This window comes from Tsukamurella sp. M9C, from assembly GCF_020169415.1.
GTDB lineage: Bacteria > Actinomycetota > Actinomycetes > Mycobacteriales > Mycobacteriaceae > Tsukamurella.
In genome coordinates this window covers 34,649-58,733 of record NZ_JAIULG010000022.1, presented here as the reverse complement: position 1 = coordinate 58,733, position 24,085 = coordinate 34,649, and the positions used below count along the sequence as shown (strand labels likewise).

Here is a 24,085-nt window from a genome sequence, read left to right as displayed (position 1 = left end):
GCATCTCCCCACCCCGCGACCGACTTCTCATGGGGGACCGGCCGTCCCCCGCGCGGCGTCGACGTCCCCCGCGTGACGTTGACCTGCGAAGCGGGACCGTCGGGCTACGACGTGAGGGCCTGCAGGCGCTCGACGCGGCGGTCGACGGGCGGTTGCGTGCGGAAGATCCGGCCCATGCGGTCGCTGTCGAGGAAGGGGCAGACCAGCATGGTGTTGGCGTGCACGGCGATCTCGGGCTCGGGCGGCAGGGGTGCGCGGGCGGCACCGTCGGACACCTTCTCCAGGGCGCCGGCCAGCGTGGACGGCGACCCGGTCAACAGCGCGCCCGTGTGGTCGGCGCGGTAGTCGACGGTCCGCGAGACGCCGAGGCGGATCAGCGCGCCGGCGATGGGCGCGAGCACCGACAGCATGGCGTCGACGACCCGGCTGCGCCGCGCGCCGCCGTCGCCGAAGCCGAGGAGGTAGCCGAAGCCGGCGAAACCGCAGATCACGGCGCCGAGCGCCCCGGCGACGGAGGCGGTCAGCGTGTCGCGGGAGCCGATCCGGGCGAGCTGGTGCGCCAGGACGGCCCGCAGCTCGTCCTCCGAGAGCAACTCCAGCAGCCCGATGGTCACGCACACCGCGGAGTGCGTCGGGCCGTGGCCGGTCGCGAAGGCGGTGGGCGCCGCGGTGGGCGAGACGTAGATCGCGGGCATGGGCAGCCGCGCGGAGGTCGAGAGTTCCCGGACCAGCCGGAACAGCGCGGGTTGCTGCAGTTCGGAGACGCTGCGCGCATGCATGGCGCGCAGCGGCAGCGACGGCCCGCTGACGTACAGGTAGGCGCACACGCCGGCGGCGAGCACAATCGAGAGCACGAAGGCCGTCTGCCCGAAGACCGCGCCGGTGGCCATGAGGAAGCCCGCGACCAGCGCCAGGAGCAGCGCGGTGCGGATCTGATTGCCGGTCCTACTCCCCAGGCCCTGCACTTCGGGGGTCCTCAGCCCAGGCGGGCGACCGTGAAGGTGACCAGGGACTCGAGGGAGGAGCGGGGCTCGGACTCGGGCAGCTCGGCCAGCTCGGCGCGGGCCTCGTCGGCGTAGCGGGCCAGCGTGGCCTGCGCCTCCTTCATGCCCGCGGAGCGGCCGAGGAGCTCGATGGCCTCGTCGACCAGCGCGTCGTCGGTGACCGGGCCCACGAGGATCTCGCGCAGCCGATCGGCCTCGGGGCCCTCGTCACGCAGCGCGTAGAGCACCGGCAGGGTGAAAACGCCCTCGCGCAGGTCGGTGCCGGGCGTCTTGCCGGAGTCCTGGGCGATCGAGCTGATGTCGATGATGTCGTCGCTGATCTGGAACGCCATGCCGATGGCGGCACCGATGCGGTACATCCGCTGCGCCGTCGCCTCGTCGGCGCCGCCGTGCAGCGCGCCGAGCAGGCCGCAGGTGGCGATGAGGCTGCCGGTCTTGCCCCAGATGGTGTCGAGGTAGTGCTGCACCGGGTCGCCGTCGCCGGCGCCCTTGAGCTCGAGCATCTGGCCCGTGACCAGCTCACCGAAGCACTTCGCGATGACGCCGACGGCGCGGGGGCCGAGATCGGCGCCGTACGCGGAGGCGCGGGCGAAGAGGAAGTCGCCGGCGAGGATCGCGATCGAGTTCCCCCACCGCGCGTTGGCCGACGGTGCGCCGCGGCGCGTGTCCGCCTCGTCCATCACGTCGTCGTGGTACAGCGTCGCGAGGTGGGTCAGCTCCATCGCCGCGGCGGCGGTGATGACCTGGTCGGACGGGGCTCCGCCGATCCGGCCGGAGAGCACCGTGAACATGGGCCGGAAGCGCTTGCCGCCGGCCTGGAAGAGGTGCAGGGCCTCCTCGATCACGCACCCGTCGGCCTCGGCGATGCCGTCGGCGATGACCTGCTCGACGCGGGCGAGGTCCGCGCGGATCCCCGCCGCGAACTCGTCGGATCCCAGCGAGACCCCGGCTACCGTCTTCTCCACGTGTTCAGCCTAGCGGGCGGGTCGCGGTGTGCAGCGCGACGATGCCGCCGGTCAGGTTCGTCCAGGCCACGTCGCCCCAGCCCGCCTCGCGGAGGAGGTCCGCGAGCTCGGCCTGCGCCGGCCAGTTCCGGATCGACTCGGCGAGGTAGGTGTAGGCCTCCGGGTTCGACGATCCCTTCGCCACCACCTGGATGGCCTCCAGCGCGACCTTCTCGTACAGCGCGCGGAAGGCGCCGTTGGTGGGCGTGGAGAACTCGCACACCACGAGGCGGCCGCCGGGGCGCACGACGCGCGCCATCTCCCGCAGGCCCGCGACGGTGTCCTGCACGTTGCGCAGGCCGAAGGAAATGGTGGCGGCGTCGAAGGAGTCGTCGGCGAGCGGCAGCGCCATGGCGTCGCCCGCGACCATCGGCACCCGGCGGAAGGAGCCGGCCTGGAGCATCCCCGTCGAGAAGTCGCAGGCCGCGACCCACGCGCCGGAGCGGGCCAGGTCGACGGTCGAGACGCCGGTGCCGGCGGCGAGGTCGAGCACGCGGTCCCCGGTCTTGAGGTCGAGCGCGCGCCGGGTGCGGGCGCGCCAGTACCGGTCCAGCCCGCCCGTCATGAGCGTGTTGGTCCGGTCGTACCGGCGCGCGACACCGTCGAACATCGACGCGACGTCGCCCGGTTTCTTGTCCAGAGAGGCCCTTGCCATGCCCCGAAAGCTACACGACGGCGCGGACCGAGCGGCCCGCCGCAGGTCCGGCGATCACGCTCTCGTAGTGCCCGAACAGCTGGTCGCAGAGGGCCGGCCAGGTACGGGCCAGAACGGACTTCCGGGCGGCCTCCCCGAACCGGGCGCGGAGCGCGGGATCGGCCAGGGTGTCGATGACGCCGGGCAGCAGATCGGCGAACTCCGCGGTCGGCAGCAGGTAGCCGTTGCGGCAGTGCGCGACGAGGTCGCGCGGCCCGCCCTGGTCGGGCGCGATCGACGGGACGCCCGACGCGAGCGCCTCCTGCACGGCCTGGCAGAAGGTCTCGTGCTCGCCGGCGTGCACGAAGACGTCGAGCGAGGCGTACGCGGCGCCGAGGTCCTCTCCGCCGAGCTGCCCGGTGAAGACCGCGTGCGGTAGGAGCTTCTCCAGTCGGGCGCGCTCCGGGCCGTCGCCGACGATGACGAGCTGCACGTCGTCGCGGTGCGCGAGCCCGGCGAGCCGCTCGACGTGCTTCTCCGCGGCGAGCCGCCCGACGAAGCCGACCACCAGCCGGTCGGGGCGGTCCCCCAGCCAATCGGCGCGCAGCGCGGCGGAGCGGTGCGACGGGGCGAAGCGCTCCGCGTCGACGCCGCGCGCCCAGGTCTTGACCCGCGGGATGCGGTGCGCCTCGAGGTCGGCGACGGACGCCGACGACGGGGCGAGGGTCAGGTCGCACTGCTTGTGCATCTGCCGGGTCCACCACCAGGCGGCGCGCTCCAGCGGGCCGAGCCCGTAGGAACCGGCGAACCCGGCGACGTCGGTCTGGAAGATCGCGACCACGGGGATGCCGAGCCGCTTCGCCGCGGCGAGGCCGCCCGCGCCCAGGAAGTAGGGCGAGGCGAGGTGCACCACGTCGGGGCGGAAGTCGCGCAGCACGTCGACGATCAGCATGTTCGGCTGCCCGATCGGCAGCGACGAGATCTTCGGCAGCATCCGCGCCGGCACCCGGTACACGGGGAACCCGAGGTGCTGCGTCGGCGCCGGCTCCTCGCCCGCGACGGCATCGGGCGCGATGACGATCGCCTCGGCGCCCGTGCGGCGGCAGTGCTCGAGGACGCGGAGCACCGAGTTGGTGACTCCGTTGACGTTCGGCAGGAAGGACTCGGCCACGATCGCGATACGCACGTCAGCAGTGTCGCCCGGGGCGGTGACCGTGAGGTTCCCTACCGGTCGACGGTGCGCGGAACGTCAGGTGAACTCTCACCCCGGTGATAGCCGGCGGCGATGAGCAGCATGATCGCCCCCACCACCAGCCACGTCCCCGCGGCGACGGACGCGGCGGGCAGCACCGCGACGGCCGCGGACCGTCCGGCCACGCGGACCAGCTCCGGATCGGAGCGGCTGTACTCGACCTGGATGCGGTCGCCGACGTTGAGCTCGCTGGGGTAGAGAACGCCGAGCGGAGGATTGTGGTTGACGCCGTCGGTCGTGTAGAAGCTGATCGTCGAGCGACGGGGCCCGGCGGAGAGCACCTCGGCGGTCGCGGTGCCGCGGTCGGCGTCGATGGTGCGGTCGTCGCGCCAGGCGGCCGCGACCAGCACCACGCAGAGCCCGGTGATGAGGATCGCCGCGCTCAGCAGGACGATCTGCACGCGCCGCAGCGCGGTGCGGCTCACGCGCCCTCCCCCGCGGCCGGGCCGCTCGACGCCGCTGCGCTGATCCGCGCCCGCATCCCGGCGTGCAGCGCGCGCAGGCCGGTGCGCTCGGTGCGCACCTCGACCACGCGCAGGCCGTCGGCGCGGGTCGCGGCGGCGAGGTCGTCCAGTTCGGCGCGCACGTACTCGACGCCGTAGGCGGCGCAGAGGGAGCCGATGTCGGTGCCGTGCGGGGTGCCGAAGACGCGGGCGGCGGCACCGTCGTACTCCGCCCCGGAGTACCGCTCCTCCCCCTGCTCCAGCAGGTTGAAGATGCCGCCCCCGTTGTCGTTGGCGACGACGATGGTGAGGTTGGCCGGCCGCGGCTCCTCGGGGCCGATGAGCAGGCCGGAGGCGTCGTGCACGAAGGTCAGGTCGCCCATCAGCGCGACGGTGCGCCGGTCCGGGTGGGCGAGCGCGGCGCCGACGGCGGTGCTGACGGTGCCGTCGATGCCCGCGACGCCGCGGTTGGACAGCACGCGGACGCCGGACGGGACGTCGCCGGCGAGGGCGACGTCGCGAACCGGGTTGGACGCCCCGACCACCAGCTGGTCGCCGGTGCGCAGGGCCGCGCAGACGGCGCGGGCCACGTGCAGGCCGGTGACGGGCTCGGCGTCGAGTCCCTCGGCCACGGCCTCCCGCGCGGCGGCGTCGGCGTCGGCGCAGCGCTGCAGCCAGGCCCCGTCGGGCTCGCCGACGGGCAGCACCCGCGTTCCCGTGGCGGCGACGTTGCCGGAGACGTCGGGCCAGCGCGGCCCCGTCGTCACGGCGTAGACGGTGACCTCCGGATCGGCGAGCAGGGCGCTCACCTCGCGGTGCAGGGTCGGGCGGCCGCAGATGATGGCCTGCCGCGGCTTGAGGGCCGGGAGAGCCCAGGGGTGCAGCGCGTTCTCGGGGTGCGGGGCCGTCGGCTCGGCGACGGTGGGCAGTCCGGCGAGCGCGGGGTTCTCGCCAGCCCCGTGCCCGGAGATGACGACGGTGTCGGGGGTCAGGTCGATCGGCAGCGGTACGTCGAGGGTGGCGACGGGCGCGACGGTCCACGGCCCGCCGTCGGGCCGGCCGTGCGCGAACTCGGGCGACGGGTCGTCGGGCACGAGCGGCTCGCGCAGCGGGATGTCGAACTGGACGGGTCCGGCGTTGCCGGTGCGGGCGCCGCGGGCGGCCGACAGCGCGCGGCAGACGGCGCTGCGCCACTGGGAGTTGCGGTCGAGGCCGGGCTCGGCGAGGCCGAGGGACAGCGACGCGCGGACCTGGGTGCCGAAGATGCCGAACTGCTCGACGGTCTGGTTGGCGCCGGAGCCGAGCAGCTCGTAGGGCCGGTTCGCGCTGACGACCAGCAGCGGGACGCGGGCGTAGTTGGCCTCGTAGACGGCGGGCGCGAGGTTCGCGACGGCGGTGCCGGAGGTCATGATGATCGCGACGGGGCGGCGGGCGGCCGCGGCGAGGCCGACGGCGAGGAAGCCCGCGGTGCGTTCGTCGATGCGCACGTGCAGCCGCAGCTCACCGCGCGCGTCCGCCGCGTGGACGGCGAAGGCGAGCGGCGCGTTGCGCGAGCCGGGGCACAGCACCACGTCGGTGACGCCGCCGCGGACCAGCTCGTCCACGATCACGCGCGCCTGGAGCGTGGACGGGTTCGGCGGCTTCTGCATGCGGACCACCTTACGACCGCATCACCCGTCGGCCAGCTTCGCCAGGACCGGACCGGCCAGGAGCAGGAGGTCCCGTTCGAGGTCGGTGAGCCGTTCCGCCATCGCCGACGCGAGCCAGGCGTTGCGGATCGCCCGGTCCTCCTCGATCACGGCGCGGCCCGCGTCGGTCAGCTCGACGTACTGCCGCCGACGGTCCGCCTCGTCCCGGCGCCGGCACACCAGCCCGGCGTCGGCGAGGGCGTTGAGCGCGGGGGTGAGGGTCTGCGCGCGGACGTGGTGCGCCTCGCCGAGCTCGGCCGGCGTGGCCGGTCCGCCGCGGTCGAGGCTGCCGAGGATCAGGTACTGGGTCTCGGTGAGCGGGCCGGGCCGGCGATGGGCACGGATCTCGCGACTGAGGGAGTGCACGCCGTAGCGGAGCTCGCTGACATCGGACATAGCAAGAGTTTACTTCATACTTTTGCGCATTTCGCGAGTTGCACGACGTCTTCTGCAAGCAGATACTTGTCGTCATGCGAAGCGAGCTGACGAGATGGACGGGCCTGACCGTCGCCTCCTGCGCCCTCTCCGCCGCGCTGATCGCGGCCGGCGTGCCGAGCGCGCCCCTGTTCGCCGCGCTCGTGTGCGCGGTGGTCGCGGCACTCGCGGGCCGCGCGCCGGGCCCGATTCCGCGGCCGGTGCAGCTCGGCGCGCAGGGCGTCCTCGGCGCGTACATCGGCACGCTCATGCAGGCCCACACGGTCGCGGCGCTGGGGTCGCGGTGGCCGGCGGCGTTGCTCGTCGGCTTCGCGACGCTGCTGCTGTCCGTCGGCGCGGGCGCGCTCCTGGGCCGGCACCGCGACACGGACTCGATCACCGGCTCGCTCGCGCTGGTGGCGGGCGGCGCGTCGGGGCTGGTCGCGATCGCGCGCGAGCTCGGCGGCGACGAGAAGGTGGTCGCGGTCGTCCAGTACCTGCGCGTCGGCCTGGTGACGGTCTCGCTGCCGCTGGTCGCGGCGCTGTATCCGCACACGCCGGGTTCCTCGTCGGTCGCCTCGGGCCCGGAGCGCGCCTGGTGGTTCGACCTCGGCTTCACCGCAGTGTGCGTCGGCGGCGGCCTCGCCGTCGGGCTGGCCACGAGGCTGCCCGCGGGCGGCCTCCTCGGCCCGCTCGTGGCCTCCGCCGCACTGTCGCTGTCGGGCGTCGCCGCGGGCGCGACGGTGCCGTGGGTCCTGGTCGCCGCGGGCTACCTCGTGATCGGCTGGCAGGCGGGCGTGGGCTTCACCCGCGAGTCGCTGCGGTCGATGGCGCGGCTGCTGCCCTGGGCCGTGCTGCTCATCGTCGGCGTCGGGATCGGCTGCGCGGGGCTGGGCTTCGCGTTGTCCGCGATGACCGGCGTCTCCGCACTCGACGGCTACCTCGCGACCACGCCGGGCGGCATCTACGCGGTGCTCGCCGTGGCCGCCTCGTCGAACGTCGACATCACCTTCGTCGTCGCCGCGCAGCTCATCCGCGTCCTGCTGATGCTCTTCCTCGCGCCCGCCGCGGCCCGCGCCTTCCAGAGGTGGCGCGCGAGGCGCGAGCACGACCGTGCGAACACTGCTAACATCGCGGCATGACTGCGGGTACCAGGGAATTCGACCTCATCGTCTTCGGCGCGACCGGCTTCGTCGGCGTGCTGACGGCGCGCCACCTCGCCAAGCACGCGCCCGACGGGGTGCGGATCGCGCTCGCCGGCCGCACACAGGCCAAGCTGGAGAAGGTCCGCGCCGAGCTGGGCGAGCGGGCGAAGGACTGGGGCATCGTCGTCGCCGACGTCGACAAGCCCTCCACCCTCGACGCGATGGTCGCCCGCACGACGGTCCTGTGCAGCACCGTCGGCCCCTACGCCCTGTACGGCGAGACGGTCGTCGGCGCCTGCGTCAACGCCGGCACGCACTACACCGACCTCACCGGCGAGGTGCTCTTCGCGCGCCGCTCGATCGACAAGTTCCAGGAGCAGGCCGCCGCGAACGGCACGAAGATCGTGCACTCCTGCGGTTTCGATTCCATCCCGTCGGACCTCGGCACGTTCCTCGTCTACGAGAAGGCCCGGGCCGACGGTGCCGGCACACTCGGCTCCACGACGCTGGTGATCCGCTCGATCCGCGGCGGCGCGAGCGGCGGCACCATCGCCTCCGCGATCGGCCTCGCCGACGAGGTGAGCGCCGACCGGGACGCCCGCCGCGTCGCCGGCCGCCCGCACTCGCTGAGCGTCGACCACACCCGCGAGACCCCGAAGCAGCCCGGCGACCTGTCCGTCGTCGACGCCAAGACCGTCGACCCGTCGCTGTCCGGGTCGCTCGCGCCGTTCTTCATGGCCAGCTACAACACTCGCGTCGTGCGCCGCTCCAACGGCCTGCTCGACTTCGCCTACGGCCCCGACTTCACGTACCGGGAGACGATGGCCGTGCCCGGCCCGGCGCTGGTCTCCAAGGTCGGATCGCACCTCGTGCAGGGCGCGCTCGCCGTGGGCATGGCGGCGCTCGCGATCAAGCCGCTGCGCCCCGTGCTCGACAAGATCCTCCCCTCGCCCGGCGAGGGCCCGAGCGAGTCCTCGCAGGCCAAGGGCTCGTTCATCGCCGACGTCTACACCCGCACGACGAGCGGCCGCCGCTACCGGTCGACCATCGGCGCGAAGCTCGACCCCGGCTACAGCGGCACCGCCGTCATGCTCGGCGAGTCCAGCCTGGCGCTGGCGCTCGACGGCGACACCGCCCGCGGCGGCGCGACGCTCCCCGACCGAGCCGGCGTCCTCACCCCCGCCGTCGCACTCGGCGACGTGCTCGCGGATCGCCTGCGCGCGCAGGACTTCACCGTCACCGTCGAGGAGCTGACCTAGCCTTTCAGGCCAGCGCGAGGAAGAGCTTCTCCAACTTCTTCTGGTCGACGTTCTCCGGGCCCTCGGTGGCGATGCAGTGCTGCAGGCCGGTGGCGACGAGGGCGTAGCCGCTGCGGCCGAGCGCCTTGTTCACGGCGGCGAGCTGGGTGAGCACGTCCTCGCACTCTTCCCCCTCCTCGAGCATGCGGATCACGGTCGCGAGGTGGCCGTGGGCCCGCTTGAGGCGGGTGACGATGGGCTTCGTGCCCTCCTCCGGGAGCTTCATGCGCGCAGCCCGTCGAGCATGCCCGCCAGTCGCTCCCGCGCGTCCGCGGCGACGCCGGACAGCGCTGCAGTGCCGGTGAATTCGGGCATCACGTTCGGGTCCATCACCTCGACGAGCGCGCCCGCGCCGTCCGCCGACACCACGACGTTGCACGGCAGCAACGCGGCCACGCGCGGATCGATGTCGAGCGCCTCGTGCGCCAGCTGCGGCCGGCAGGCGCCGAGGATCACCTTCGGCGGCACGTCGACGTCGAGCTTCGCCTTGAGCGTTGCCCGCAGGTCGATCTCCGTCAGCACGCCGAAACCGGCCGCCGCGAGGCCCTCGCGCACGCGCGCCACCGCCTCGTCGTAGGGCGCGTCGATCGCTGCGCTCATCGTGAATTCCGCCATGGGTCCGTTCCTTCCGTCGCCGACGCGACCGTCGAAGTCGCCGTCCCACCCATCGTGGCACATCCCCCCGGGGGGATGCTAGGTTCGTGACGTACATCCCCCCAGGGGGTTACCGGAAGGACGACGATGAGCACCCACGACCACCCCACCGACGGCGCCGCGACGCTGCGCGCACTCCAACCGCAGCACCGCGACCTGCGCCGCGCGATCCCGGACGTCTACGCCGGTTTCGGCGCCCTGAGCAGCGCCGCCTTCGCCGACGGCGCGCTCGACAGGAAGACCAAGGAGCTCATCGCCTTCGCCATCGGCGTGGTCGAGGGCTGCGACGGCTGCATCGCCTCGCACGGTCAGGCCGCGGCGCGCGCGGGCGCCGCCGAGCAGGAGGCGGCGGAGGCCATCGGCGTCACCTTCCTCATGCACGGCGGCCCCGCGACGATCCACGGCGCGCGGGCCTTCGAGACCTTCCGCGGCTTCGTCGCCGGCGCGAACGCGTAAGGTCCGGCCCATGTGCAGTGCGATCACCTGCCGCGTGTGCGGCAAGACCACCTGGACCGGCTGCGGCTCCCACGTCGACGCCGTCCGCGCCACCGTCCGCCCCGAGGACTGGTGCGACGGTCACGCGGCCCCGTCGGGCGCCGAGCAGCCCGCCAAGCGCGGCTGGTTCCGCCGCTAGCCGATCACTACCCGTCGATGCGCGCGAAGGGGCGCAGCTCCTCCACCTCGTAGGCGAGCTCGAGCAGCGTCGCCTCCATCCCCGCAGGACCCGCGAACTGGGCACCCAGCGGGAGCCCGGCGTCGTCGAACCCGCACGGCACGGAGATCGCCGGACCGCCCGAGACGTTGTTCAGCGGCGTGATGCCCACCATCGCGATGGTGCGGGACATGAACTCGTCGAAGGGCAGCGCCGGGTCGAGGTGGCCGATCCGCGGGGTGGTGCTCGTCATCGTCGGCGAGAGCATCGCGTCCACGCCGCGCTCGACGAACATTCGCTCGTAGTTCCCGGTCACGGCGCGCAGCCGCGCGATCGCCCCCGGGATCGACGGTGCGCCGAACAGCCCCGACCGCAGCAGGCTGCGGGTCACGGGATCGAGTGCGCCGAACCGACCCGGCGTGACCGCCCCGGTGACCGCGACCTCGAGCCCGGCTAGGAGCCCCCAGTAGTGCAGGAAGTCGTCGACGAATCCGCCGTCGATCCGTAGGTCGGTCATGCTCAGCTCGATGATCTCGTGCCCCTGATCCGTCAGCTCGTCGGCCAGGGTCCGGACCGGCGCGAGGCACTCGGCGGCGATGCCGAATTCGGTGACCGACTCGGTGACCAGCCCGATCCGCCGCCGCCGGCCGGGCCCGCGCACGTGCCCGACGGGCGACAGCGCGGGATTCCGACGGTGCCGCTCGGCCGCGGCGAAGTACCGCGCGGTATCGCGGACGGTGCGCGTGAGCACGCCCTCGCACACCACGTTCACCGGCAGCACCGCGAGCGCGGGCAGCTCGGCGAGCCGGCCGCGCGTGCCCTTGAGCCCGACGAGGCCGTTGAGCGCCGCGGGGATCCGGATCGACCCGCCGCCGTCGTTCCCGTGCGCGATCGGCAGCGCGCCGGAGGCCACGAGCGCCGCGGAGCCCGACGACGAGCCGCCCACGGTGTAGTCGGTGTTCCAGGGGTTGCGGGCGGGCGCGCGGTCGGCGAACTCGGCACTCGCGGTCATGCCGAACTCCGGCATCACCGTCGAGGCCAGCACGTTCACGCCGGTCGCGGCGAACTGCTCGCCCACCGGCCCGGAGCGCTTCGCGGGCGTCACGGACAGGGCCGCCGAGCCCATCGTGGTGGGCAGGCCCGCGAAGGCGGTGTTCTCCTTGATGGCCGACGGGACGCCGTGGAACGCCGCGTCCGCCGGGGCCTGCGGCCCCGTGCCGCCCTCCGGCAGCCACCAGCGCACCGCCCGCGTCGCAGGGTCGACGGTGCGGATCCGCTCCGTCGCGGCCGTCGCGGCCTCGGCGACGCCGAGCGTGCCGGCGGCGATCGCCTCGGCCACGCCGGTGGCGTCGAGGGTGCCGAGGGCGTCGTCGGTGAAGGCGTTCGCCCGCGTGCCGGCCTGAGTGATCTCCGTGGTCATGGCTGCTCCTCCGGCGCGCACGCCGAGTTTGTACAAACTTACAGAAATGGACGATAGCCCGAGTCTGGAACTTTGTACAGACTTCGCTCGCGGCCTAGACTGCGGGGCGTGGAGGAGCGCAAACACCGGCGGAGCACGCTCGAACGCAGGCGCGCGCTCCTCGAGGCGACGGTCGAGACGGTCGGCGAATCCGGGTACGCCTCGGTGACCCACCGCGCCGTGACCGCCCGCGCGGGCCTGCCCACCACGACGATCGGCTACTTCTTCGCGTCGATCGACGACCTCACCCACGAGGCGATGCGCACGTTCGTGGCGGAGGAGTTCGAGCGGCTCGACGTCCTGGCGGCGTTCCTCGCGAACACCTCCGCGAGCCCCGACGAGGTGATCGCGGCGTTCGCCGCGTCGTCCGAGGCGCGCGGCAACGAGTCCCTCGCGCTCGTCGAGGCGTACCTGCGCGCGGCGCGCGACCCGGCCTCGCGCGTGCTGGTCGAGGAGTACCTGCGCGCCGCCGACGCGGTGGCGCAGGGCGCGGCCGCGCTCGCCGGCGCCGAGATCGATCCGGAGACCGCGCGAGGTGTGGTCGCGCTCATCAACGGCTTCACGGTGCTCGACTCCGCGCTGCCCGAGGCCGCCGACATCGCCGTCAAAATGCGCGCGCTGCGCACGATGCTGATCGGCGCGCTGTTCGAGAAGGGCCACGAGGACGCCGCCCGCGCGCTGCGCGACCGCGCCGACTCGCCGGCCCCGGGCCGGCCGGACTCGGGCTAGAAGGCTCGGGCTAGCTGGGCTCGGGCGCGAGCGTGCCCGAGCTGTCGCCCGCGGCGATGCGGGCGGCCATCCGCTCCTGCGCCTCGCGGATCCCGCTGGCGTAGGCGGGGTCAATCGCGGAGTCCAGAGCGAAGTCGAACTCCCGACTGGTCTGCAGCCGATCCGCCGCGTCGGTGAAGCGGCCCTGGCGGCGGTACCCCTCGGCCAGATTGAGATGCAGCGACGGCATGAACCCGGCGACGCTCAGCGACGGGTGGATGGCCTGCAGCTCCGCGTCCGAGACGTGCGCCGACTCCGCGAGCGCGACCTCGTCCCACTCCACCTCGGCGTCCAGCTCCTCCTGCACGTCCGCGATGTAGTGCGCGGCGATGCACCGCGCCGGATGATCACCCGGCGCGATCCGCGCCCACGTGGCCTCGAGCTTCTGCTTCCGCTCGGCGGGCTCCCCCGTCATCGCGGCGCCGAGCTCCGTCATCAGGTTCTCCATGCCCCGCACCCTAGCGCCCAGCACCGACAGGAAACCCGCAGCGGACTCCCGCCGCGAAATCCCCCGGTAGCGGCATGCGTAGGACTACAAAGAAACGATGAGACGCACACTGGTGGCCGCCCTGTCCGCGCTGCTGCTCGCGCTGGTGGGCGCGCCGCCGGCGCAGGCAGCCGACGTCGAGGCCGCGATCGCGCGCGGGATGACGCTGGTGGGCACCGACACCTTCGGCGTGTACGGCTGCGAGGACTTCGTCGACTTCGCCTACGGCAAGACCACCGCCACCGGCATCCCGCGCGACCACGCCCGCTCCTTCTACGAGGGACTGAAGGCCAAGGGCCTCGGCCACTCCTCACTGCCCGCGCCGCGCGGCGCGCTCGTCTTCTCGCAGAGCGACTACGGCTACCACGTGGACATCTCGCTCGGGAACGGCACGTATCTCAGCGGCGGCGTCCAGGGGCTGTCCAACGGCTGGGGCGACGGCTCGCAGATCCAGATCATCCCGGAGCCCGACATCGCACCCAACTCCAGGCTGCTGGGCTGGGCCTACGCCCCCTGGAAGTAGCCCGCAGGGCCGGCGCCTCACGATGCCGACTTCTGCGGCAACGGACGTGCGCAGGCGCACCTCTACCGCACCAGAACCCGACATCGTGAGCTACGCGGCGAGCGCGTGGCACCGTCGGAGACGATCGAGCCACCAGTCCCGGCGCTCCCCCGTCACCTCGACCGCCGCCAGCTGCGCCTCGGTCGGCGCGACGGTCCGCACCCGCAACGCCCCGTCGACGAGCGGATGCTCGCCGAGGTCGGCGGTGAAGAAGCCACCGGTGCCGAGGCCCGCGGCGTTACCGTCGGGGACGCACGCCGCAGCCGCTATTCCGGCGGACAGCCCGACGGCGGTGTCGAGCGCGGAGGAGACCGTCACCCGCACGCCCGCAGCCGCTTTCAGTGCGGCGGCCACGTCCAGCACGGACCTAACCCCACCCAGCGGCGCCACCTTCACCACCGCGACATCGGCCGCGCCGAGCTCCGCGACGCGCATCGGATCGTCGGCGCGGCGGATGGATTCGTCGGCGGCGATGTCGCAGGCGCCGCCCAGCCGGCGGCGCACCTCGGCCAGATCCTCGACGGTGGCGCAGGGCTGTTCGGCGTAGTCGAGCGGGCCGCCCTCGAGCAGCCGGGCGATCGCGCGCTCGGCCTGATCCACGGTCCAGCCGCCGTTCGCGTCGACGCGGATCGCCCCGTCGGGCATCGCCTCCCGCACGGCCGCCACCCGGGCCAGGTCCTGCGCGAGCGTCTGCCCCGTCTCGGCGACCTTCACCTTCGCGACCCGGCAGCCGGGGAACCGCGCCAGGATCTCGGGGACCCGGCTCGGCCCGACGGCGGGCACCGTCGCGTTCACCGGCACCGCGTCGCGCAGGGGCGCCGGGAAGCCCTCGTACGCCGCCTCGATCCCGGCCCGCAGCCAGAGCGCGGCCTCGGCATCGTCGTACTCGGGGAAGGGGCCGAACTCGCCCCAGCCGGCCGGCCCCTCGAAGACGACGGCCTCGCGGGCCGTGATCCCGCGGAAGCGCACCCGCATCGGCAGGCGCACCACGCGCGCCGCGGCCACCAGTTCGTCGACGTCCACCACGACCCCAACAGTAGAGTCGGCTGCGTGACTTTCAACCCCGAGCTGTGGCAGCCGGTCCCCGGATTCGAGGACCTGACCGACATCACGTACCACCGGCACATCACGCAGGGCACCGTCCGCGTGGCCTTCGACCGGCCGGAGGTGCGCAACGCCTTCCGCCCGCACACCGTCGACGAGCTGTACCGCGCGCTGGACCACGCACGGTGCACCCCGGACGTGGGCGCAGTGCTGCTCACCGGCAACGGCCCGGCGCCGAAGGACGGCGTGTGGTCGTTCTGCTCGGGCGGGGATCAGCGCATCCGTGGGCGCTCCGGCTACCAGTACGCCACCAGCCACGACTCCGACGTCGAGGCCGCGACCGCCGACGGTGTCGACGAGGCCCGGGTGAAGGCCGAGGGCGGCCGCCTGCACATCCTCGAGGTGCAGCGCCTCATCCGGTTCATGCCGAAGGTCGTGATCGCGCTGGTCAACGGCTGGGCCGCGGGCGGCGGGCACTCGCTGCACGTCACCTGCGACCTCACGCTCGCGAGCCGCGAGCACGCCAAGTTCAAGCAGACCGACGCCGACGTGGGCAGCTTCGACGCCGGCTACGGCAGCGCCTACCTCGCCAAGCAGGTGGGCAACAAGTTTGCGCGCGAGATCTTCTTCCTGGGCGACGTCTACAGCGCCGAGGACATGCACCGCATGGGCGCCGTGAACCGCGTCGTCGACCACGACGAGCTCGAGAACGTCGCGCTCGAGTGGTCCGCGAAGATCCTCGGTAAGAGCCCGCAGGCGCAGCGGATGCTCAAGTACGCCTTCAACCTCCCCGACGACGGGCTGGTCGGGCAGCAGCTGTTCGCCGGCGAGGCGACGCGCCTGGCGTACATGACCGACGAGGCCGTCGAGGGCCGCGATTCCTTCCTGGAGAAGCGCGCCCCCGACTGGTCCCCCTTCCCCTACTACTACTGAGTCCCGGTGGCGCAGTGCGTGTTCTGCGCGATCGTCGCGGGTGAGGCGCCCGCGGCGGTCGTCGCCGAGACGGACGAGGTGATCGCCTTCCTCGACGTCCGCCCGATGAGCGAGGGGCACACGCTCGTGGTCCCGAAGCGGCACGCGGCGCGCCTCGCCGACCTACCCGCCGACGACGGCGCGCGGATGTTCGCGCTCGGGCACCGTCTGGCCCGGGCCGCGCGCGACGGCGGGCTCCGGGCCGACGGGGTGAACCTCGTCGTCAACGACGGCCGCGCCGCCTTCCAGACCGTCGATCACGTACACCTGCACGTGATCCCGCGGTTCGCGGGCGACAAGCGCGCCGTGCTCGGGCGCTTCCTCCGGCGCAAGCCGCGCACGTCCGACGGTGCCGCCGTCCTCCTGCGCGAAGCCCTGCCGGACTGACACCGCAGGCGCGCCCGCGTATCGTTCTCGCATGGACGTGGACGTGGTGGTCGAGCGCGTGATTCCCGTTGCGCGCGAGCGGGTCGCGGGGTTCGCGGGCGACCCGTCGAACGCCCCGCAGTGGTACGCGAACATCCGGTCCGTCGACTGGCGGACGGAGCCCCCGGTTGGGCTCGGGTCGCGGATGGACTTCGAGGCGCGGTTCCTGGGGCGGCCGCTGGCCTACACCTACGAGGTGACGGAGCTCGTCGCGGGCGAGCGGATGGTGATGCGCACCGCCGACGGTCCCTTCCCCATGGAGACCACGTACACGTGGGAGACGGTGCCGGGCGGCACGCTCATGCGGCTGCGGAACCGCGGCACCCCCAGCGGTTTCGCGCGGGTCGCCGCTCCCGTCATGGCGCGCGCGATGCGGTCCGCGATGACGAAGGACCTCGACCTCTTGAGCCGGCTCCTCGTCGACGACGATCCGCGCGCCTGACGCTGCCCGACATCGCCGTTTTAAGTGCCTTGGGTAACGAAATCGATCGGCCCTCGCGATAGTCCCGGTGTCAGAGACGACGCACCTTCGACATCGAGGAGCACAGATCACATGACCGCACGCACCACCCGCATCGCCCTGGCCGCCGGCGCCTGCGCCGCACTCGCACTGGGAGCACTGCCCGCCGCCGCGCACGCCGACACCGTCGTCCGGTTCGACGGTTGGGTCACCACGCCCGGCTTCGCTGATCCGATGCCCTTCCCCACCGTGCACTACACCGGGACCGTCGACGCGAAGGGCTGGATCACCGTGCGCCCCGACTGCATCAAGGGCGCGCTCGGCGGCCCCGCCGCGCCGTGCGTCGACAACCCCGGCACCCGCGCGCAGATCGCGACGCGCACCCTGAGCTGGTGGAACGACGGCAAGCGCTACGGCGGCGAGGTCAAGGCGCGGCCCGACGGGTCCTTCACCACGCTGATCGGCGAGAAGAAGGTCACCTTCACCGTCGGTGGGCCGGGCACCGTCGGCAAGGCGATCGGGCGCTACTCCGCCTGACCCCTTCCCGCACGCGCCCGCACCGGGTAGCTTCGGAATTATGGGAATCATTTCCATTAGCACCGAGCTACCGCTGTCGGCCGCCCGCGCCCGGACGATGGCCGCGACGCCCGAGGTGATGCTCTTCGTCCTCGCGCCCGTGTTGTCCTTCGATATGGCCGGGGCCCCGCCCGCGGGCGTCCCGGTGGAGGTGGGCTTCTCCGCGCGCGGCCGGGTGCACTGGCTGGGCGTCCTCCCCAGTTGGACGCACGAGATCATCGTGCGGCGGCTCGACGAGCTCGAGATCTACACCAACGAGCGCGGCGGACCGATCCGCGTGTGGAACCACCGCCTGACCTTCGATCCGCTCGGGCCTGGCCGGTGCCGCTACACCGACGCGATCGAGATCGAGGACGGCGTTCAGGGTCTGCTCACAGGCCTGTTCGTGCGCGCGATGTTCCGGCACCGTCATCGACGGTGGCGCGTCCTCGCCTCGACCGTCGCGGCGATCGACGCCTCCTAGCGGAAGAGAGTCAGCCGTGGGCGCGCTGGTGCCGCGGCTGGTACAGCCCGATCGCACCACCGCCGGGGAGCGTCAGCGACGTGAGCAGGCCCCACCCCTGGTCGGTGATCGGCGCGGTCTCGACGCCCCTGGCCTGCAGCGCCGCCACCTCCGCCTCGACGTCGTCGCACATCAGGTACAGCTCCTGCTTCGGCGGTCCGTCCGTGGGATGGACGGCGACCTCCGACGCGGGCAACGGCAGGATCAGCCAGCCCTGGCCGGCGTCGACCCCCTCGACGCCGAGGACGTCGCGCAGGAAGGCGCGGTCGGCGTCCGCGTCGCCGGAGTAGTGGATGATGTGCGCCCCGTTGATCATCCGCCCACGGTAGCGCCGAACCTTCGGTGCATCTCTGCGACGACACGCCGTCGCGCCACCGCAGAGTCCCACCGAATGTCCGTTTTGGCCAAGACGGTCACGATTGCATAGCGCGCGGATCGCCCTGCTACTCCTCGATTACTCCTCGATCACGCGGAAGACGTAGGTCGTCCTGCCCAGGGTGAGCTCGTCACCGTCGGACAGGGGGAGCTGGCCGGCGACGCGACGCTCCCCAACATAGGTGCCGTTGGAGGACTGCAGGTCGCGGACGGCGAACCCGCTGACGGAGCCGGTGATCACGGCGTGCTCGCGCGAGACCTTGGTGTCGTCGATGCTGATGTCGTTGTCGGGGAGGCGGCCGAGGCGGACCTCGCCGCGCACCGGGTACTCGGTCCCGTCCTCGGCGGTGAGCGTGCCGCGGGGGCCGGCACCGTCGATGGTCACGTCGGTCTCGGTCTTCTCGAAGGCCCGCCCGTCCCCCGGCTGCGCGGCGGGCCGCGCGACGGTGAAGGCCAGCTGCTCCTGCCGCAGCACCTTGCCCTCCAGCTCGACGAGGGCCGGCGTCGGATCGGCGCCCAGCTCGTCGGCGAGGGTGCGGCGCAGGTCGCGCGCGGCCTCGAGGGCGTCGGCCTGGCGACCGGTGACGTACAGCGCGGTGATGAGCTGCCCCCACAGCGGCTCCTGCAGCGGGTGCTCGGAGACGAGGCGGCGCAGCTCGCCGATGACCGACGCGGCGCGGCCCGCGGCGATCTCCGCGTCGTACATCGCGGACTGCACGGCGGCGCGCTCCTCCGCCATGCCGATGGCGAAGTTGTCCGCGAACTGCAGGCCCCGCAGGTCGGCGACCGCGTCGCCGCGGAACTCCGAGAGCGCGGAGGCGAAGGCCAGCGAGGCCCGGTCGTACCGGCCGGCGGCGGCCAGCTCGGCGCCGCGGCGGCGGGCCGAGTCGAACCGGCCGATGTCGGACTGCTCCGGGTCCAGGTCGAGGCGGTAGGTCGAGCCCGAGGTGACCAGCAGGCCGTCGAGGCCCGAACCGGCGCCCGGACCGCGCAGCGCCTTGCGCAGCCCGCTGACGAACACCTGCAGGCTGGCGCGTGCCGAGGCGGGCGGGTTGCCGTCCCACACCTGCTCGCTCAGGGAGTCGACGGTGACGGCGCGACCGCGGTTCATCACGAGCAGCGCGAGCACCGAGCGCGGCTTCACGCCCGACACCTCGTTCGGCGCGCCGTCCACGGAGAGCGACACCTGGCCCAACACGCGGATATCCAAAGACGCCATGCGCAAATAGTAGTCACGGCCCGTCAATCGTCCCGCGGTAGACCGCAAGATCCGCGCAAAACGGACATGACCAGGGGATTCTGAGAGCGCGCTGAATGAACATCTGGTGAACGCTCGCCGGACGAACACGAACCTGCAGGTCAGAAGGATGTCGAGCCCGTCTCACCCGTTTGGTGGAACGGGCCCCTCGGCCTCACTATTTTCACCATGAACAGCGAACTCATCATCCTGCTGTTGGTGATCGTGACGGCCCTCGCCTTCGACTTCACCAACGGCTTCCATGACACGGGAAATGCGATGGCCACCTCCATCGCGACCGGCGCCCTGAAGCCGAAGACGGCCGTCAGCCTCTCGGCGATCCTCAACCTGGTGGGCGCCTTCCTGTCCGTCGAGGTCGCTCTCACCGTGACCAACGCGGTGATCAAGATCCAGAACAAGGACGGCTCGCCGAAGCCCGAGCTCATCGAGAACGGCGGCCGCGCGCTGCTGATCATCGTGCTCGCCGGCCTCATCGGCGGCATCATCTGGAACCTGCTGACCTGGCTGCTCGGCCTGCCCAGCTCCAGCTCGCACGCGCTGTTCGGCGGCATGATCGGCGCCGCGATCGCCGCCCTCGGCGTCAGCGGCGTCGTCTGGAACGGCACCGCCAAGCTCGACGGCGTCATCGGCAAGGTCGTCCTCCCCGCTCTGTTCGCCCCGGTCGTCGCGGGCGTCGTCGCCGCGGTCGGCACGTACCTGGTGTTCAAGATCGTCGCCGGCGTCGCGGAGCGGTTCACCGAGGAGGGCTTCCGCTGGGGCCAGATCGGCACCGCCTCGCTCGTCTCGCTGGCGCACGGCACCAACGACGCGCAGAAGACCATGGGCGTCATCACCCTCGCGCTCATCGGCTACAGCCAGGGCAACCCCGGCAGCAGCGACAGCCTCCTGTTCTGGGACGACACGCACGGCGTCCCGCTGTGGGTGAAGTTCTCCGCCGCCGCCGCGATCGCCCTGGGCACCTTCCTCGGCGGCTGGCGCATCATCCGCACCCTGGGCAAGGGCCTGATCGAGATCAGCTCCCCGCAGGGCATGGCGGCCGAGGCCTCGTCGGCCACGATCATCCTCGTGTCGAGCCACCTCGGCTTCGCCCTCTCGACGACGCACGTCGCCACCGGCTCGATCCTCGGCTCGGGCGTCGGCAAGCCGGGCGCGACGGTCCGCTGGAACGTCGCGCTCCGCATGGTCGCCGCCTGGGTGATCACGCTGCCCGCGGCCGCCCTGGTCGGCGCGGTGATGTACTTCGTGGCCGCGAAGATCCCGACCCTGGCCGGTCCGATCGTCGCCTTCGCCATCCTGTGTGCGCTGTCGGGCTACATGTACTGGCGCGCCCAGCAGCAGAAGGTCGACTCCAACAACGTCAACGCCGAGTGGGACGACGAGACCAACGCGGTCGCGCCCACCGAGGCCAAGGTCTAAGGGGACCAGAGCATGCATACGATTTCCCTCGCCCTCGACGCTGTGTGGAAGGTCCTCCTCGTGGGCCTCATCCTCGGCGCCGGTCTGCCCGCCCTCTTCGCTGTGGGGGTCCGCGGCCTCGCGATCGGCAACGGCCACGAGCGGGAGGACGGCAGCGTCCACAAGCCCAATCCGATGGGCAACGCGCTCGCCGCGATCGCCTTCCTCATCGTCATCGTCGCGGTCGTGCTCGGCGTCTCGATGATCGTGGCCTCGGGCTTCAAGTACGAGCTCACGTTCGACAACATCTACCCGTGGTTCGAGAAGAAGAAGTAGGGGCGACCGCATGACCACCGAGAACTCCCAGGACAGCGTCCTCCAGCAGGTCCTCGACTGGCTCCGCGCCGGTTACCCCGAGGGCGTGCCGCCGAAGGACTACTTCCCTCTGCTCGCGCTGCTCACCAAGCAGCTGTCGGAGACCGAGGTCGACGCGGTGATCGGCCGTATCCTGGCCCAGCGCCCCGACGAGGTCCACAAGGACGAGATCGAGGCCGCGATCACCAAGGTGACGCAGGCCGAGCCCAGCGACGAGGACCTGCGCCACGTCGCGAGCAAGCTGGCCGCCGGCGGCTGGCCGCTCACCGGTTTCGCCAGCTGAAACACGTTCTCTTCGCTGTCGCTCACCCGAGCCGCGAGCGGCCCCCTATTCTGGAGTTCAGATAGGGGGCCGTTCCCGTATCGGTATCCGTATCGGCAGCACAACCGCGCCCCAGGGCGCACCCTCGCACCGGAGGTGGGGTCTTCATGAGTTCGAGTCCGAGTCCGGGCTTCCTGGCCAGGATCGTCGACTGGCTGCGCGCCGGCTATCCCGACGGCGTGCCCAACACCGACTACCAGCCGCTCCTCGCGCTGCTCGACCGGCAGCTGACGAAGGAGGAGCTGCGGGAGGTCACGCGCGAGCTGATCGACGACGCGCACCTCTCCCCCGAGGGGCTCGAGCCCATCACCCGCGTCGACGCGGGCGTCGCCATCAGCGGCCACACCCACGAGATGCCGCTGGAGAAGGACATCACCCGCGTCCGCGAGCGCCTCGAGCGCAAGGGCTGGCCCTTCGACGACGCCCCGCTCAACCCGGAGGGCTGCCCTCGGAACGGGCACGGCCCCGACGACCCGGACGCGCCGGGCCGGCCGGACCCCGCGCAGTAGCCTCGACCCGTGAACCTCGAGCCGCTGCCGATCGACACCGTCGAATCCGCCCTGCCGCGGCTCACCGCCCTCCTGGAGGGCACGGCGCCCGCGTGGCTGCCCGTGCCCGCGCACGATCCGCGCGAGGCCGCCCGGCTCACGGACGCGCTCGCCGCCGGGTCCCCGATCGACGAGCGCGTCGCCCTCGTGGTCGCGACGTCCGGCACCACGGGCACGCCCAAGGGCGCCATGCTCACCCGCGAGGCCCTCGCCGCCAGCGCCGCGGGCACGCACGCGCGGCTCGGCGGGCCCGGGCAGTGGCTGCTCGCGATGCCGCCGCACCACGTCGCGGGCGTGCAGGTGATGCTGCGCTCCCTCGCCGCCGGCCACGCGCCCGCCCAGCTCGACGTGCGCGCGGGCTTCGACCCCGCCGCCCTCGGCCCCGCCCACGCCACGATGACGGCGGACCGTCGATACGTCTCCCTGGTCCCGACCCAGCTGGTCAAGGTCCTCGCCGACCCGTCCGCCACGGAGGCCCTGGCCCGGTTCGACGGGGTGCTCATCGGCGGCGCCGCCTGCCCCGCCCCCGTCCGCGAGGCGGCGCTCGCCGCCGGCATCCGCATGGTCCGCACGTACGGCATGAGCGAGACGGCCGGGGGCTGCGTGTACGACGGTGCGCCCCTGCCGGGCGTCGAGATCCGCCTGGACGGCCCGGAATCGCGCGTCGTGCTCGGCGGCCCGACGGTGGCCCTCGGCTACCGGAACCTGCCCGAGCACCCCGCCTTCGCCGATCCCGGCTGGTTCCGCACGGACGACGCCGGGACGCTCACGGACGGCGTCCTCGCCGTCACGGGCCGGCTCGACGAGGCCATCTCCACCGGCGGCCTGACGGTCCTCCCCCAGGTCGTCGAGGCCGTCCTGGCGCGGGTGCCCGGCGTCGCCGAGGTCGCCGTCTTCGCGCAGCCCGATCCGCGGCTCGGCCAGCGGGTGGCCGCGGCGGTCGTGCCGGGACCGGGCGCGGAGGTCACCGTCGAGCTGCTGCGCGCGGCCGTCGAGGCCGAGCTGGACCGGACGGCGGCGCCGCGGGCGCTGTACCTCGTCGACGAGCTGCCCCGTCGCGGGCCGGGCAAGGTCGACCGGTGCGCGCTCGTCGACCGATTCTCGAAATACTGAGAGAATTTCAAAACTCTCGGTATATGGTCTGCGCATGATCCTTCGGCGCGCCCTCCGGCGACTGGCAGCGGTATCGGCGACTCTCGCGCTCGGCGCGGGCCTGGCGGCGGGCGCGGCCCAGGGCGCACCGTCGACGACGTGGATGTGCCGGCCCGGCACCGCGAACCCGTGCACCCTCCCCACCGACACCACCGACCTCGGCACCGGGAAGACGACCCCGGCCCGGAAGGTGACCGACGCCGAGAAGGCGGTCGACTGCTTCTACGTCTATCCGACGGTGACGAACCAGGTCGCGCTCAACGCCAACCCCGTGCGCATGCCCGAGGTCGACTCGATCGCCCGGTTCCAGGCGGCGCGGTTCGGGTCGATGTGCCGCGTCTTCGCGCCGGTCTACCCGCAGATCACCCTCACGGGCCTCGCACCCACGATGCTGATGCACCTGAAGCCGGTCGTCGACACCGCGTACGAGTCCGTGCGGACGGCCTGGCGCGAGTACCTGGCGCGCGACAACGGCGGCCGCGGCGTGGTCCTCATCGGGCATTCACAGGGAACGATGATGCTGCGCAAGCTGATCCGCGAGGAGATCGACGGCAACGCCGCCGTCCGGAACCGCCTCGTCGGCGCCTTCCTCATGGGCGGCAACGTGACCACCGCCGCGGGCCGCACCACCGGCGGCGACTTCCAGAACGTCCCGCTGTGCACCCGCCGCGGGGAGTTCGGTTGCGCGGTCGCCTACTCCACGGACACCGCCGCGCCCGTGATCTCGATGTTCGGCAACACCGACCTCGACCTCCTCTCCCAGACGATGGAACTCCCGGTCGGCGCGGGCAAGCACATCGCCTGCACCGACCCCGGCCCACTCTCCGGCGACTGGAGCCCCGTCGGCGTGACGGTGCCGAGCGAGCGCTACGCCTTCGGGATCATCTCCGTGCTCATGGACTACACGACCTTCCCCGAGGCGCTGCCCACGTCGGCCAGCACCTGGACGGTGAGCAGGAGCCGCGGCGTGGGGAGCTGCTCGGAGGTCAACCGGCACAGCATGTACCGGATCCGGCTGACGGTGCCCCAGCCACTCAACGAGCTGCCGCTGATGGGCACGCACCTGCTGGACGTGAACTTCGGCCTGGACCGCCTGGTCTCGATCGCGGCACAGCAGTCGGCGGCGTGGCGCGCGCGATGATCAGAGGTTGACCGACGTCACAAATATTCACGGTTGAAGGAATTTCGGGTAAGGTTACCGCCGAGTAAGATCGCT

General features: G+C 72.6%; 31 protein-coding genes. 17 read left to right on the top strand and 14 right to left on the bottom strand.

The window, feature by feature from the left end; all coding sequences use genetic code 11:
* Window positions 1-104: 104 nt before the first annotated feature.
* From LB823_RS12645 to LB823_RS12615, 7 genes are read right to left on the bottom strand one after another with little or no spacing between them, the layout of a single operon-like run.
* Complete coding sequence (locus tag LB823_RS12645; RefSeq protein ID WP_224647604.1) at window positions 105-965, bottom strand: M48 family metalloprotease; 861 nt, start codon at window positions 963-965, stop codon at window positions 105-107.
* An 11-nt stretch (window positions 966-976) separates the two neighbouring features.
* Window positions 977-1,969, bottom strand: a complete 993-nt coding sequence (locus tag LB823_RS12640; RefSeq protein ID WP_224647603.1) for a polyprenyl synthetase family protein — start codon at window positions 1,967-1,969, stop codon at window positions 977-979.
* A 4-nt stretch (window positions 1,970-1,973) separates the two neighbouring features.
* Complete coding sequence (locus tag LB823_RS12635; RefSeq protein WP_224647602.1) at window positions 1,974-2,663, bottom strand: demethylmenaquinone methyltransferase; 690 nt, start codon at window positions 2,661-2,663, stop codon at window positions 1,974-1,976.
* A 10-nt stretch (window positions 2,664-2,673) separates the two neighbouring features.
* Entirely contained in the window at window positions 2,674-3,828 is a 1,155-nt protein-coding gene (locus LB823_RS12630; protein WP_224647601.1) for a glycosyltransferase family 1 protein, read from the bottom strand.
* A 38-nt stretch (window positions 3,829-3,866) separates the two neighbouring features.
* Complete coding sequence (locus LB823_RS12625) at window positions 3,867-4,319, bottom strand: DUF3592 domain-containing protein (protein WP_224647600.1); 453 nt, start codon at window positions 4,317-4,319, stop codon at window positions 3,867-3,869.
* Complete coding sequence (gene menD, locus LB823_RS12620) at window positions 4,316-5,986, bottom strand: 2-succinyl-5-enolpyruvyl-6-hydroxy-3-cyclohexene-1-carboxylic-acid synthase (RefSeq protein WP_224647599.1); 1,671 nt, start codon at window positions 5,984-5,986, stop codon at window positions 4,316-4,318. Before menD ends, LB823_RS12625 begins: the two co-directional genes overlap by 4 nt.
* A gap of 21 nt (window positions 5,987-6,007) precedes the next feature.
* Entirely contained in the window at window positions 6,008-6,421 is a 414-nt protein-coding gene (locus LB823_RS12615; RefSeq protein WP_224647598.1) for a MarR family transcriptional regulator, read from the bottom strand.
* Window positions 6,422-6,495: 74 nt separating this feature from the next.
* Between LB823_RS12615 and LB823_RS12610 the strand changes: the two genes are divergently transcribed.
* Together LB823_RS12610 and LB823_RS12605 are read left to right on the top strand one after the other, a co-directional pair.
* Entirely contained in the window at window positions 6,496-7,581 is a 1,086-nt protein-coding gene (locus tag LB823_RS12610) for an AbrB family transcriptional regulator (RefSeq protein WP_224647597.1), read from the top strand.
* On the top strand, window positions 7,578-8,843 hold the full coding sequence (locus tag LB823_RS12605) for a trans-acting enoyl reductase family protein (RefSeq protein ID WP_224647596.1): 1,266 nt from the start codon (window positions 7,578-7,580) through the stop codon (window positions 8,841-8,843). Before LB823_RS12610 ends, LB823_RS12605 begins: the two co-directional genes overlap by 4 nt.
* A 4-nt stretch (window positions 8,844-8,847) precedes the next feature.
* Here the strand turns inward: LB823_RS12605 and LB823_RS12600 are convergent, their stop codons facing one another.
* Entirely contained in the window at window positions 8,848-9,108 is a 261-nt protein-coding gene (locus LB823_RS12600; protein ID WP_224647595.1) for a metal-sensitive transcriptional regulator, read from the bottom strand.
* Complete coding sequence (locus LB823_RS12595) at window positions 9,105-9,497, bottom strand: DUF302 domain-containing protein (protein ID WP_224647594.1); 393 nt, start codon at window positions 9,495-9,497, stop codon at window positions 9,105-9,107. The genes LB823_RS12600 and LB823_RS12595 overlap by 4 nt, the downstream gene beginning before the upstream one ends.
* A 126-nt stretch (window positions 9,498-9,623) precedes the next feature.
* On the opposite strand from LB823_RS12595, the gene LB823_RS12590 reads away from it, so the two are divergent.
* Window positions 9,624-9,992, top strand: a complete 369-nt coding sequence (locus LB823_RS12590) for a carboxymuconolactone decarboxylase family protein (RefSeq protein WP_224647593.1) — start codon at window positions 9,624-9,626, stop codon at window positions 9,990-9,992.
* Window positions 9,993-10,002: 10 nt separating this feature from the next.
* A complete protein-coding gene (locus tag LB823_RS12585) occupies window positions 10,003-10,170 on the top strand; it encodes a hypothetical protein (RefSeq protein ID WP_224647592.1) in 168 nt (55 codons plus the stop codon).
* A 7-nt stretch (window positions 10,171-10,177) separates the two neighbouring features.
* Here LB823_RS12585 and LB823_RS12580 read toward each other — a convergent pair whose 3' ends face one another.
* Window positions 10,178-11,608: an amidase gene (locus LB823_RS12580; protein ID WP_224647591.1), complete on the bottom strand. Its 1,431-nt coding sequence runs from the start codon at window positions 11,606-11,608 to the stop codon at window positions 10,178-10,180.
* A 108-nt stretch (window positions 11,609-11,716) separates the two neighbouring features.
* Here LB823_RS12580 and LB823_RS12575 point away from each other — a divergent pair, with 108 nt between their 5' ends.
* Window positions 11,717-12,376 (top strand): TetR/AcrR family transcriptional regulator, encoded by a 660-nt coding sequence (locus tag LB823_RS12575; RefSeq protein ID WP_224647590.1) that lies wholly within the window; start codon window positions 11,717-11,719, stop codon window positions 12,374-12,376.
* 10 nt (window positions 12,377-12,386) lie between these two features.
* Here the strand turns inward: LB823_RS12575 and LB823_RS12570 are convergent, their stop codons facing one another.
* On the bottom strand, window positions 12,387-12,863 hold the full coding sequence (locus tag LB823_RS12570) for a hypothetical protein (RefSeq protein ID WP_224647589.1): 477 nt from the start codon (window positions 12,861-12,863) through the stop codon (window positions 12,387-12,389).
* A 97-nt stretch (window positions 12,864-12,960) separates the two neighbouring features.
* On the opposite strand from LB823_RS12570, the gene LB823_RS12565 reads away from it, so the two are divergent.
* Window positions 12,961-13,425 (top strand): hypothetical protein, encoded by a 465-nt coding sequence (locus LB823_RS12565; RefSeq protein ID WP_224647588.1) that lies wholly within the window; start codon window positions 12,961-12,963, stop codon window positions 13,423-13,425.
* 90 nt (window positions 13,426-13,515) lie between these two features.
* On the opposite strand, the gene LB823_RS12560 is transcribed toward LB823_RS12565, so the two are convergent.
* On the bottom strand, window positions 13,516-14,490 hold the full coding sequence (locus LB823_RS12560; protein WP_224647587.1) for an o-succinylbenzoate synthase: 975 nt from the start codon (window positions 14,488-14,490) through the stop codon (window positions 13,516-13,518).
* A 24-nt stretch (window positions 14,491-14,514) separates the two neighbouring features.
* Between LB823_RS12560 and LB823_RS12555 the strand changes: the two genes are divergently transcribed.
* From LB823_RS12555 to LB823_RS12535, 5 genes are all read left to right on the top strand, one after another.
* A complete protein-coding gene (locus LB823_RS12555) occupies window positions 14,515-15,441 on the top strand; it encodes a 1,4-dihydroxy-2-naphthoyl-CoA synthase (protein WP_224647586.1) in 927 nt (308 codons plus the stop codon).
* Window positions 15,442-15,447: 6 nt separating this feature from the next.
* Entirely contained in the window at window positions 15,448-15,867 is a 420-nt protein-coding gene (locus LB823_RS12550) for an HIT family protein (RefSeq protein WP_224647585.1), read from the top strand.
* A 31-nt stretch (window positions 15,868-15,898) separates the two neighbouring features.
* Window positions 15,899-16,348: an SRPBCC family protein gene (locus tag LB823_RS12545; RefSeq protein ID WP_224647584.1), complete on the top strand. Its 450-nt coding sequence runs from the start codon at window positions 15,899-15,901 to the stop codon at window positions 16,346-16,348.
* A 111-nt stretch (window positions 16,349-16,459) separates the two neighbouring features.
* Entirely contained in the window at window positions 16,460-16,903 is a 444-nt protein-coding gene (locus LB823_RS12540; RefSeq protein ID WP_224647583.1) for a hypothetical protein, read from the top strand.
* 40 nt (window positions 16,904-16,943) lie between these two features.
* A complete protein-coding gene (locus LB823_RS12535) occupies window positions 16,944-17,405 on the top strand; it encodes a hypothetical protein (protein ID WP_224647582.1) in 462 nt (153 codons plus the stop codon).
* A gap of 10 nt (window positions 17,406-17,415) precedes the next feature.
* Here LB823_RS12535 and LB823_RS12530 read toward each other — a convergent pair whose 3' ends face one another.
* Window positions 17,416-17,760, bottom strand: coding sequence for a VOC family protein (locus tag LB823_RS12530; RefSeq protein WP_224647581.1), 345 nt, complete (start codon window positions 17,758-17,760; stop codon window positions 17,416-17,418).
* Window positions 17,761-17,898: 138 nt separating this feature from the next.
* A complete protein-coding gene (locus LB823_RS12525; protein WP_224647580.1) occupies window positions 17,899-19,038 on the bottom strand; it encodes a BTAD domain-containing putative transcriptional regulator in 1,140 nt (379 codons plus the stop codon).
* A 207-nt stretch (window positions 19,039-19,245) separates the two neighbouring features.
* On the opposite strand from LB823_RS12525, the gene LB823_RS12520 reads away from it, so the two are divergent.
* The 6 genes from LB823_RS12520 to LB823_RS12495 all read left to right on the top strand — a co-directional run bounded on the left by LB823_RS12520 (window position 19,246) and on the right by LB823_RS12495 (window position 24,010).
* Complete coding sequence (locus LB823_RS12520; RefSeq protein ID WP_224647579.1) at window positions 19,246-20,493, top strand: inorganic phosphate transporter; 1,248 nt, start codon at window positions 19,246-19,248, stop codon at window positions 20,491-20,493.
* A gap of 12 nt (window positions 20,494-20,505) precedes the next feature.
* Window positions 20,506-20,808 (top strand): hypothetical protein, encoded by a 303-nt coding sequence (locus LB823_RS12515; RefSeq protein WP_224647578.1) that lies wholly within the window; start codon window positions 20,506-20,508, stop codon window positions 20,806-20,808.
* Window positions 20,809-20,818: 10 nt separating this feature from the next.
* Window positions 20,819-21,130 carry a DUF3349 domain-containing protein gene (locus LB823_RS12510; protein ID WP_224647577.1) on the top strand — a complete coding sequence of 104 codons (312 nt, stop codon included), beginning with the start codon at window positions 20,819-20,821 and terminating at the stop codon, window positions 21,128-21,130.
* 146 nt (window positions 21,131-21,276) lie between these two features.
* Window positions 21,277-21,678, top strand: coding sequence for a DUF3349 domain-containing protein (locus tag LB823_RS12505; protein WP_224647576.1), 402 nt, complete (start codon window positions 21,277-21,279; stop codon window positions 21,676-21,678).
* Window positions 21,679-21,687: 9 nt separating this feature from the next.
* Window positions 21,688-22,830: an o-succinylbenzoate--CoA ligase gene (gene menE, locus LB823_RS12500; protein WP_224647575.1), complete on the top strand. Its 1,143-nt coding sequence runs from the start codon at window positions 21,688-21,690 to the stop codon at window positions 22,828-22,830.
* Window positions 22,831-22,864: 34 nt separating this feature from the next.
* Window positions 22,865-24,010: a DUF3089 domain-containing protein gene (locus LB823_RS12495; RefSeq protein WP_224647574.1), complete on the top strand. Its 1,146-nt coding sequence runs from the start codon at window positions 22,865-22,867 to the stop codon at window positions 24,008-24,010.
* Window positions 24,011-24,085 lie beyond the last annotated feature (75 nt).

Coding starts and splice junctions, on each gene's coding strand:
- LB823_RS12535 (WP_224647582.1), top strand. CDS start 16,944: ATGGGAATCATTTCCATTAGCACCGAGCTACCGCTGTCGGCCGCCCGC.
- LB823_RS12610 (WP_224647597.1), top strand. CDS start 6,496: ATGCGAAGCGAGCTGACGAGATGGACGGGCCTGACCGTCGCCTCCTGC.
- LB823_RS12590 (WP_224647593.1), top strand. CDS start 9,624: ATGAGCACCCACGACCACCCCACCGACGGCGCCGCGACGCTGCGCGCA.
- LB823_RS12530 (WP_224647581.1), bottom strand. CDS start 17,760: ATGATCAACGGGGCGCACATCATCCACTACTCCGGCGACGCGGACGCC.
- LB823_RS12595 (WP_224647594.1), bottom strand. CDS start 9,497: ATGGCGGAATTCACGATGAGCGCAGCGATCGACGCGCCCTACGACGAG.
- LB823_RS12615 (WP_224647598.1), bottom strand. CDS start 6,421: ATGTCCGATGTCAGCGAGCTCCGCTACGGCGTGCACTCCCTCAGTCGC.
- LB823_RS12510 (WP_224647577.1), top strand. CDS start 20,819: ATGACCACCGAGAACTCCCAGGACAGCGTCCTCCAGCAGGTCCTCGAC.
- LB823_RS12570 (WP_224647589.1), bottom strand. CDS start 12,863: ATGGAGAACCTGATGACGGAGCTCGGCGCCGCGATGACGGGGGAGCCC.
- LB823_RS12580 (WP_224647591.1), bottom strand. CDS start 11,608: ATGACCACGGAGATCACTCAGGCCGGCACGCGGGCGAACGCCTTCACC.
- LB823_RS12565 (WP_224647588.1), top strand. CDS start 12,961: ATGAGACGCACACTGGTGGCCGCCCTGTCCGCGCTGCTGCTCGCGCTG.
- LB823_RS12515 (WP_224647578.1), top strand. CDS start 20,506: ATGCATACGATTTCCCTCGCCCTCGACGCTGTGTGGAAGGTCCTCCTC.
- LB823_RS12540 (WP_224647583.1), top strand. CDS start 16,460: ATGACCGCACGCACCACCCGCATCGCCCTGGCCGCCGGCGCCTGCGCC.
- LB823_RS12585 (WP_224647592.1), top strand. CDS start 10,003: ATGTGCAGTGCGATCACCTGCCGCGTGTGCGGCAAGACCACCTGGACC.
- LB823_RS12545 (WP_224647584.1), top strand. CDS start 15,899: ATGGACGTGGACGTGGTGGTCGAGCGCGTGATTCCCGTTGCGCGCGAG.
- LB823_RS12495 (WP_224647574.1), top strand. CDS start 22,865: ATGATCCTTCGGCGCGCCCTCCGGCGACTGGCAGCGGTATCGGCGACT.
- LB823_RS12605 (WP_224647596.1), top strand. CDS start 7,578: ATGACTGCGGGTACCAGGGAATTCGACCTCATCGTCTTCGGCGCGACC.
- LB823_RS12635 (WP_224647602.1), bottom strand. CDS start 2,663: ATGGCAAGGGCCTCTCTGGACAAGAAACCGGGCGACGTCGCGTCGATG.
- menD (WP_224647599.1), bottom strand. CDS start 5,986: ATGCAGAAGCCGCCGAACCCGTCCACGCTCCAGGCGCGCGTGATCGTG.
- LB823_RS12505 (WP_224647576.1), top strand. CDS start 21,277: ATGAGTTCGAGTCCGAGTCCGGGCTTCCTGGCCAGGATCGTCGACTGG.
- LB823_RS12525 (WP_224647580.1), bottom strand. CDS start 19,038: ATGGCGTCTTTGGATATCCGCGTGTTGGGCCAGGTGTCGCTCTCCGTG.
- LB823_RS12520 (WP_224647579.1), top strand. CDS start 19,246: ATGAACAGCGAACTCATCATCCTGCTGTTGGTGATCGTGACGGCCCTC.
- LB823_RS12600 (WP_224647595.1), bottom strand. CDS start 9,108: ATGAAGCTCCCGGAGGAGGGCACGAAGCCCATCGTCACCCGCCTCAAG.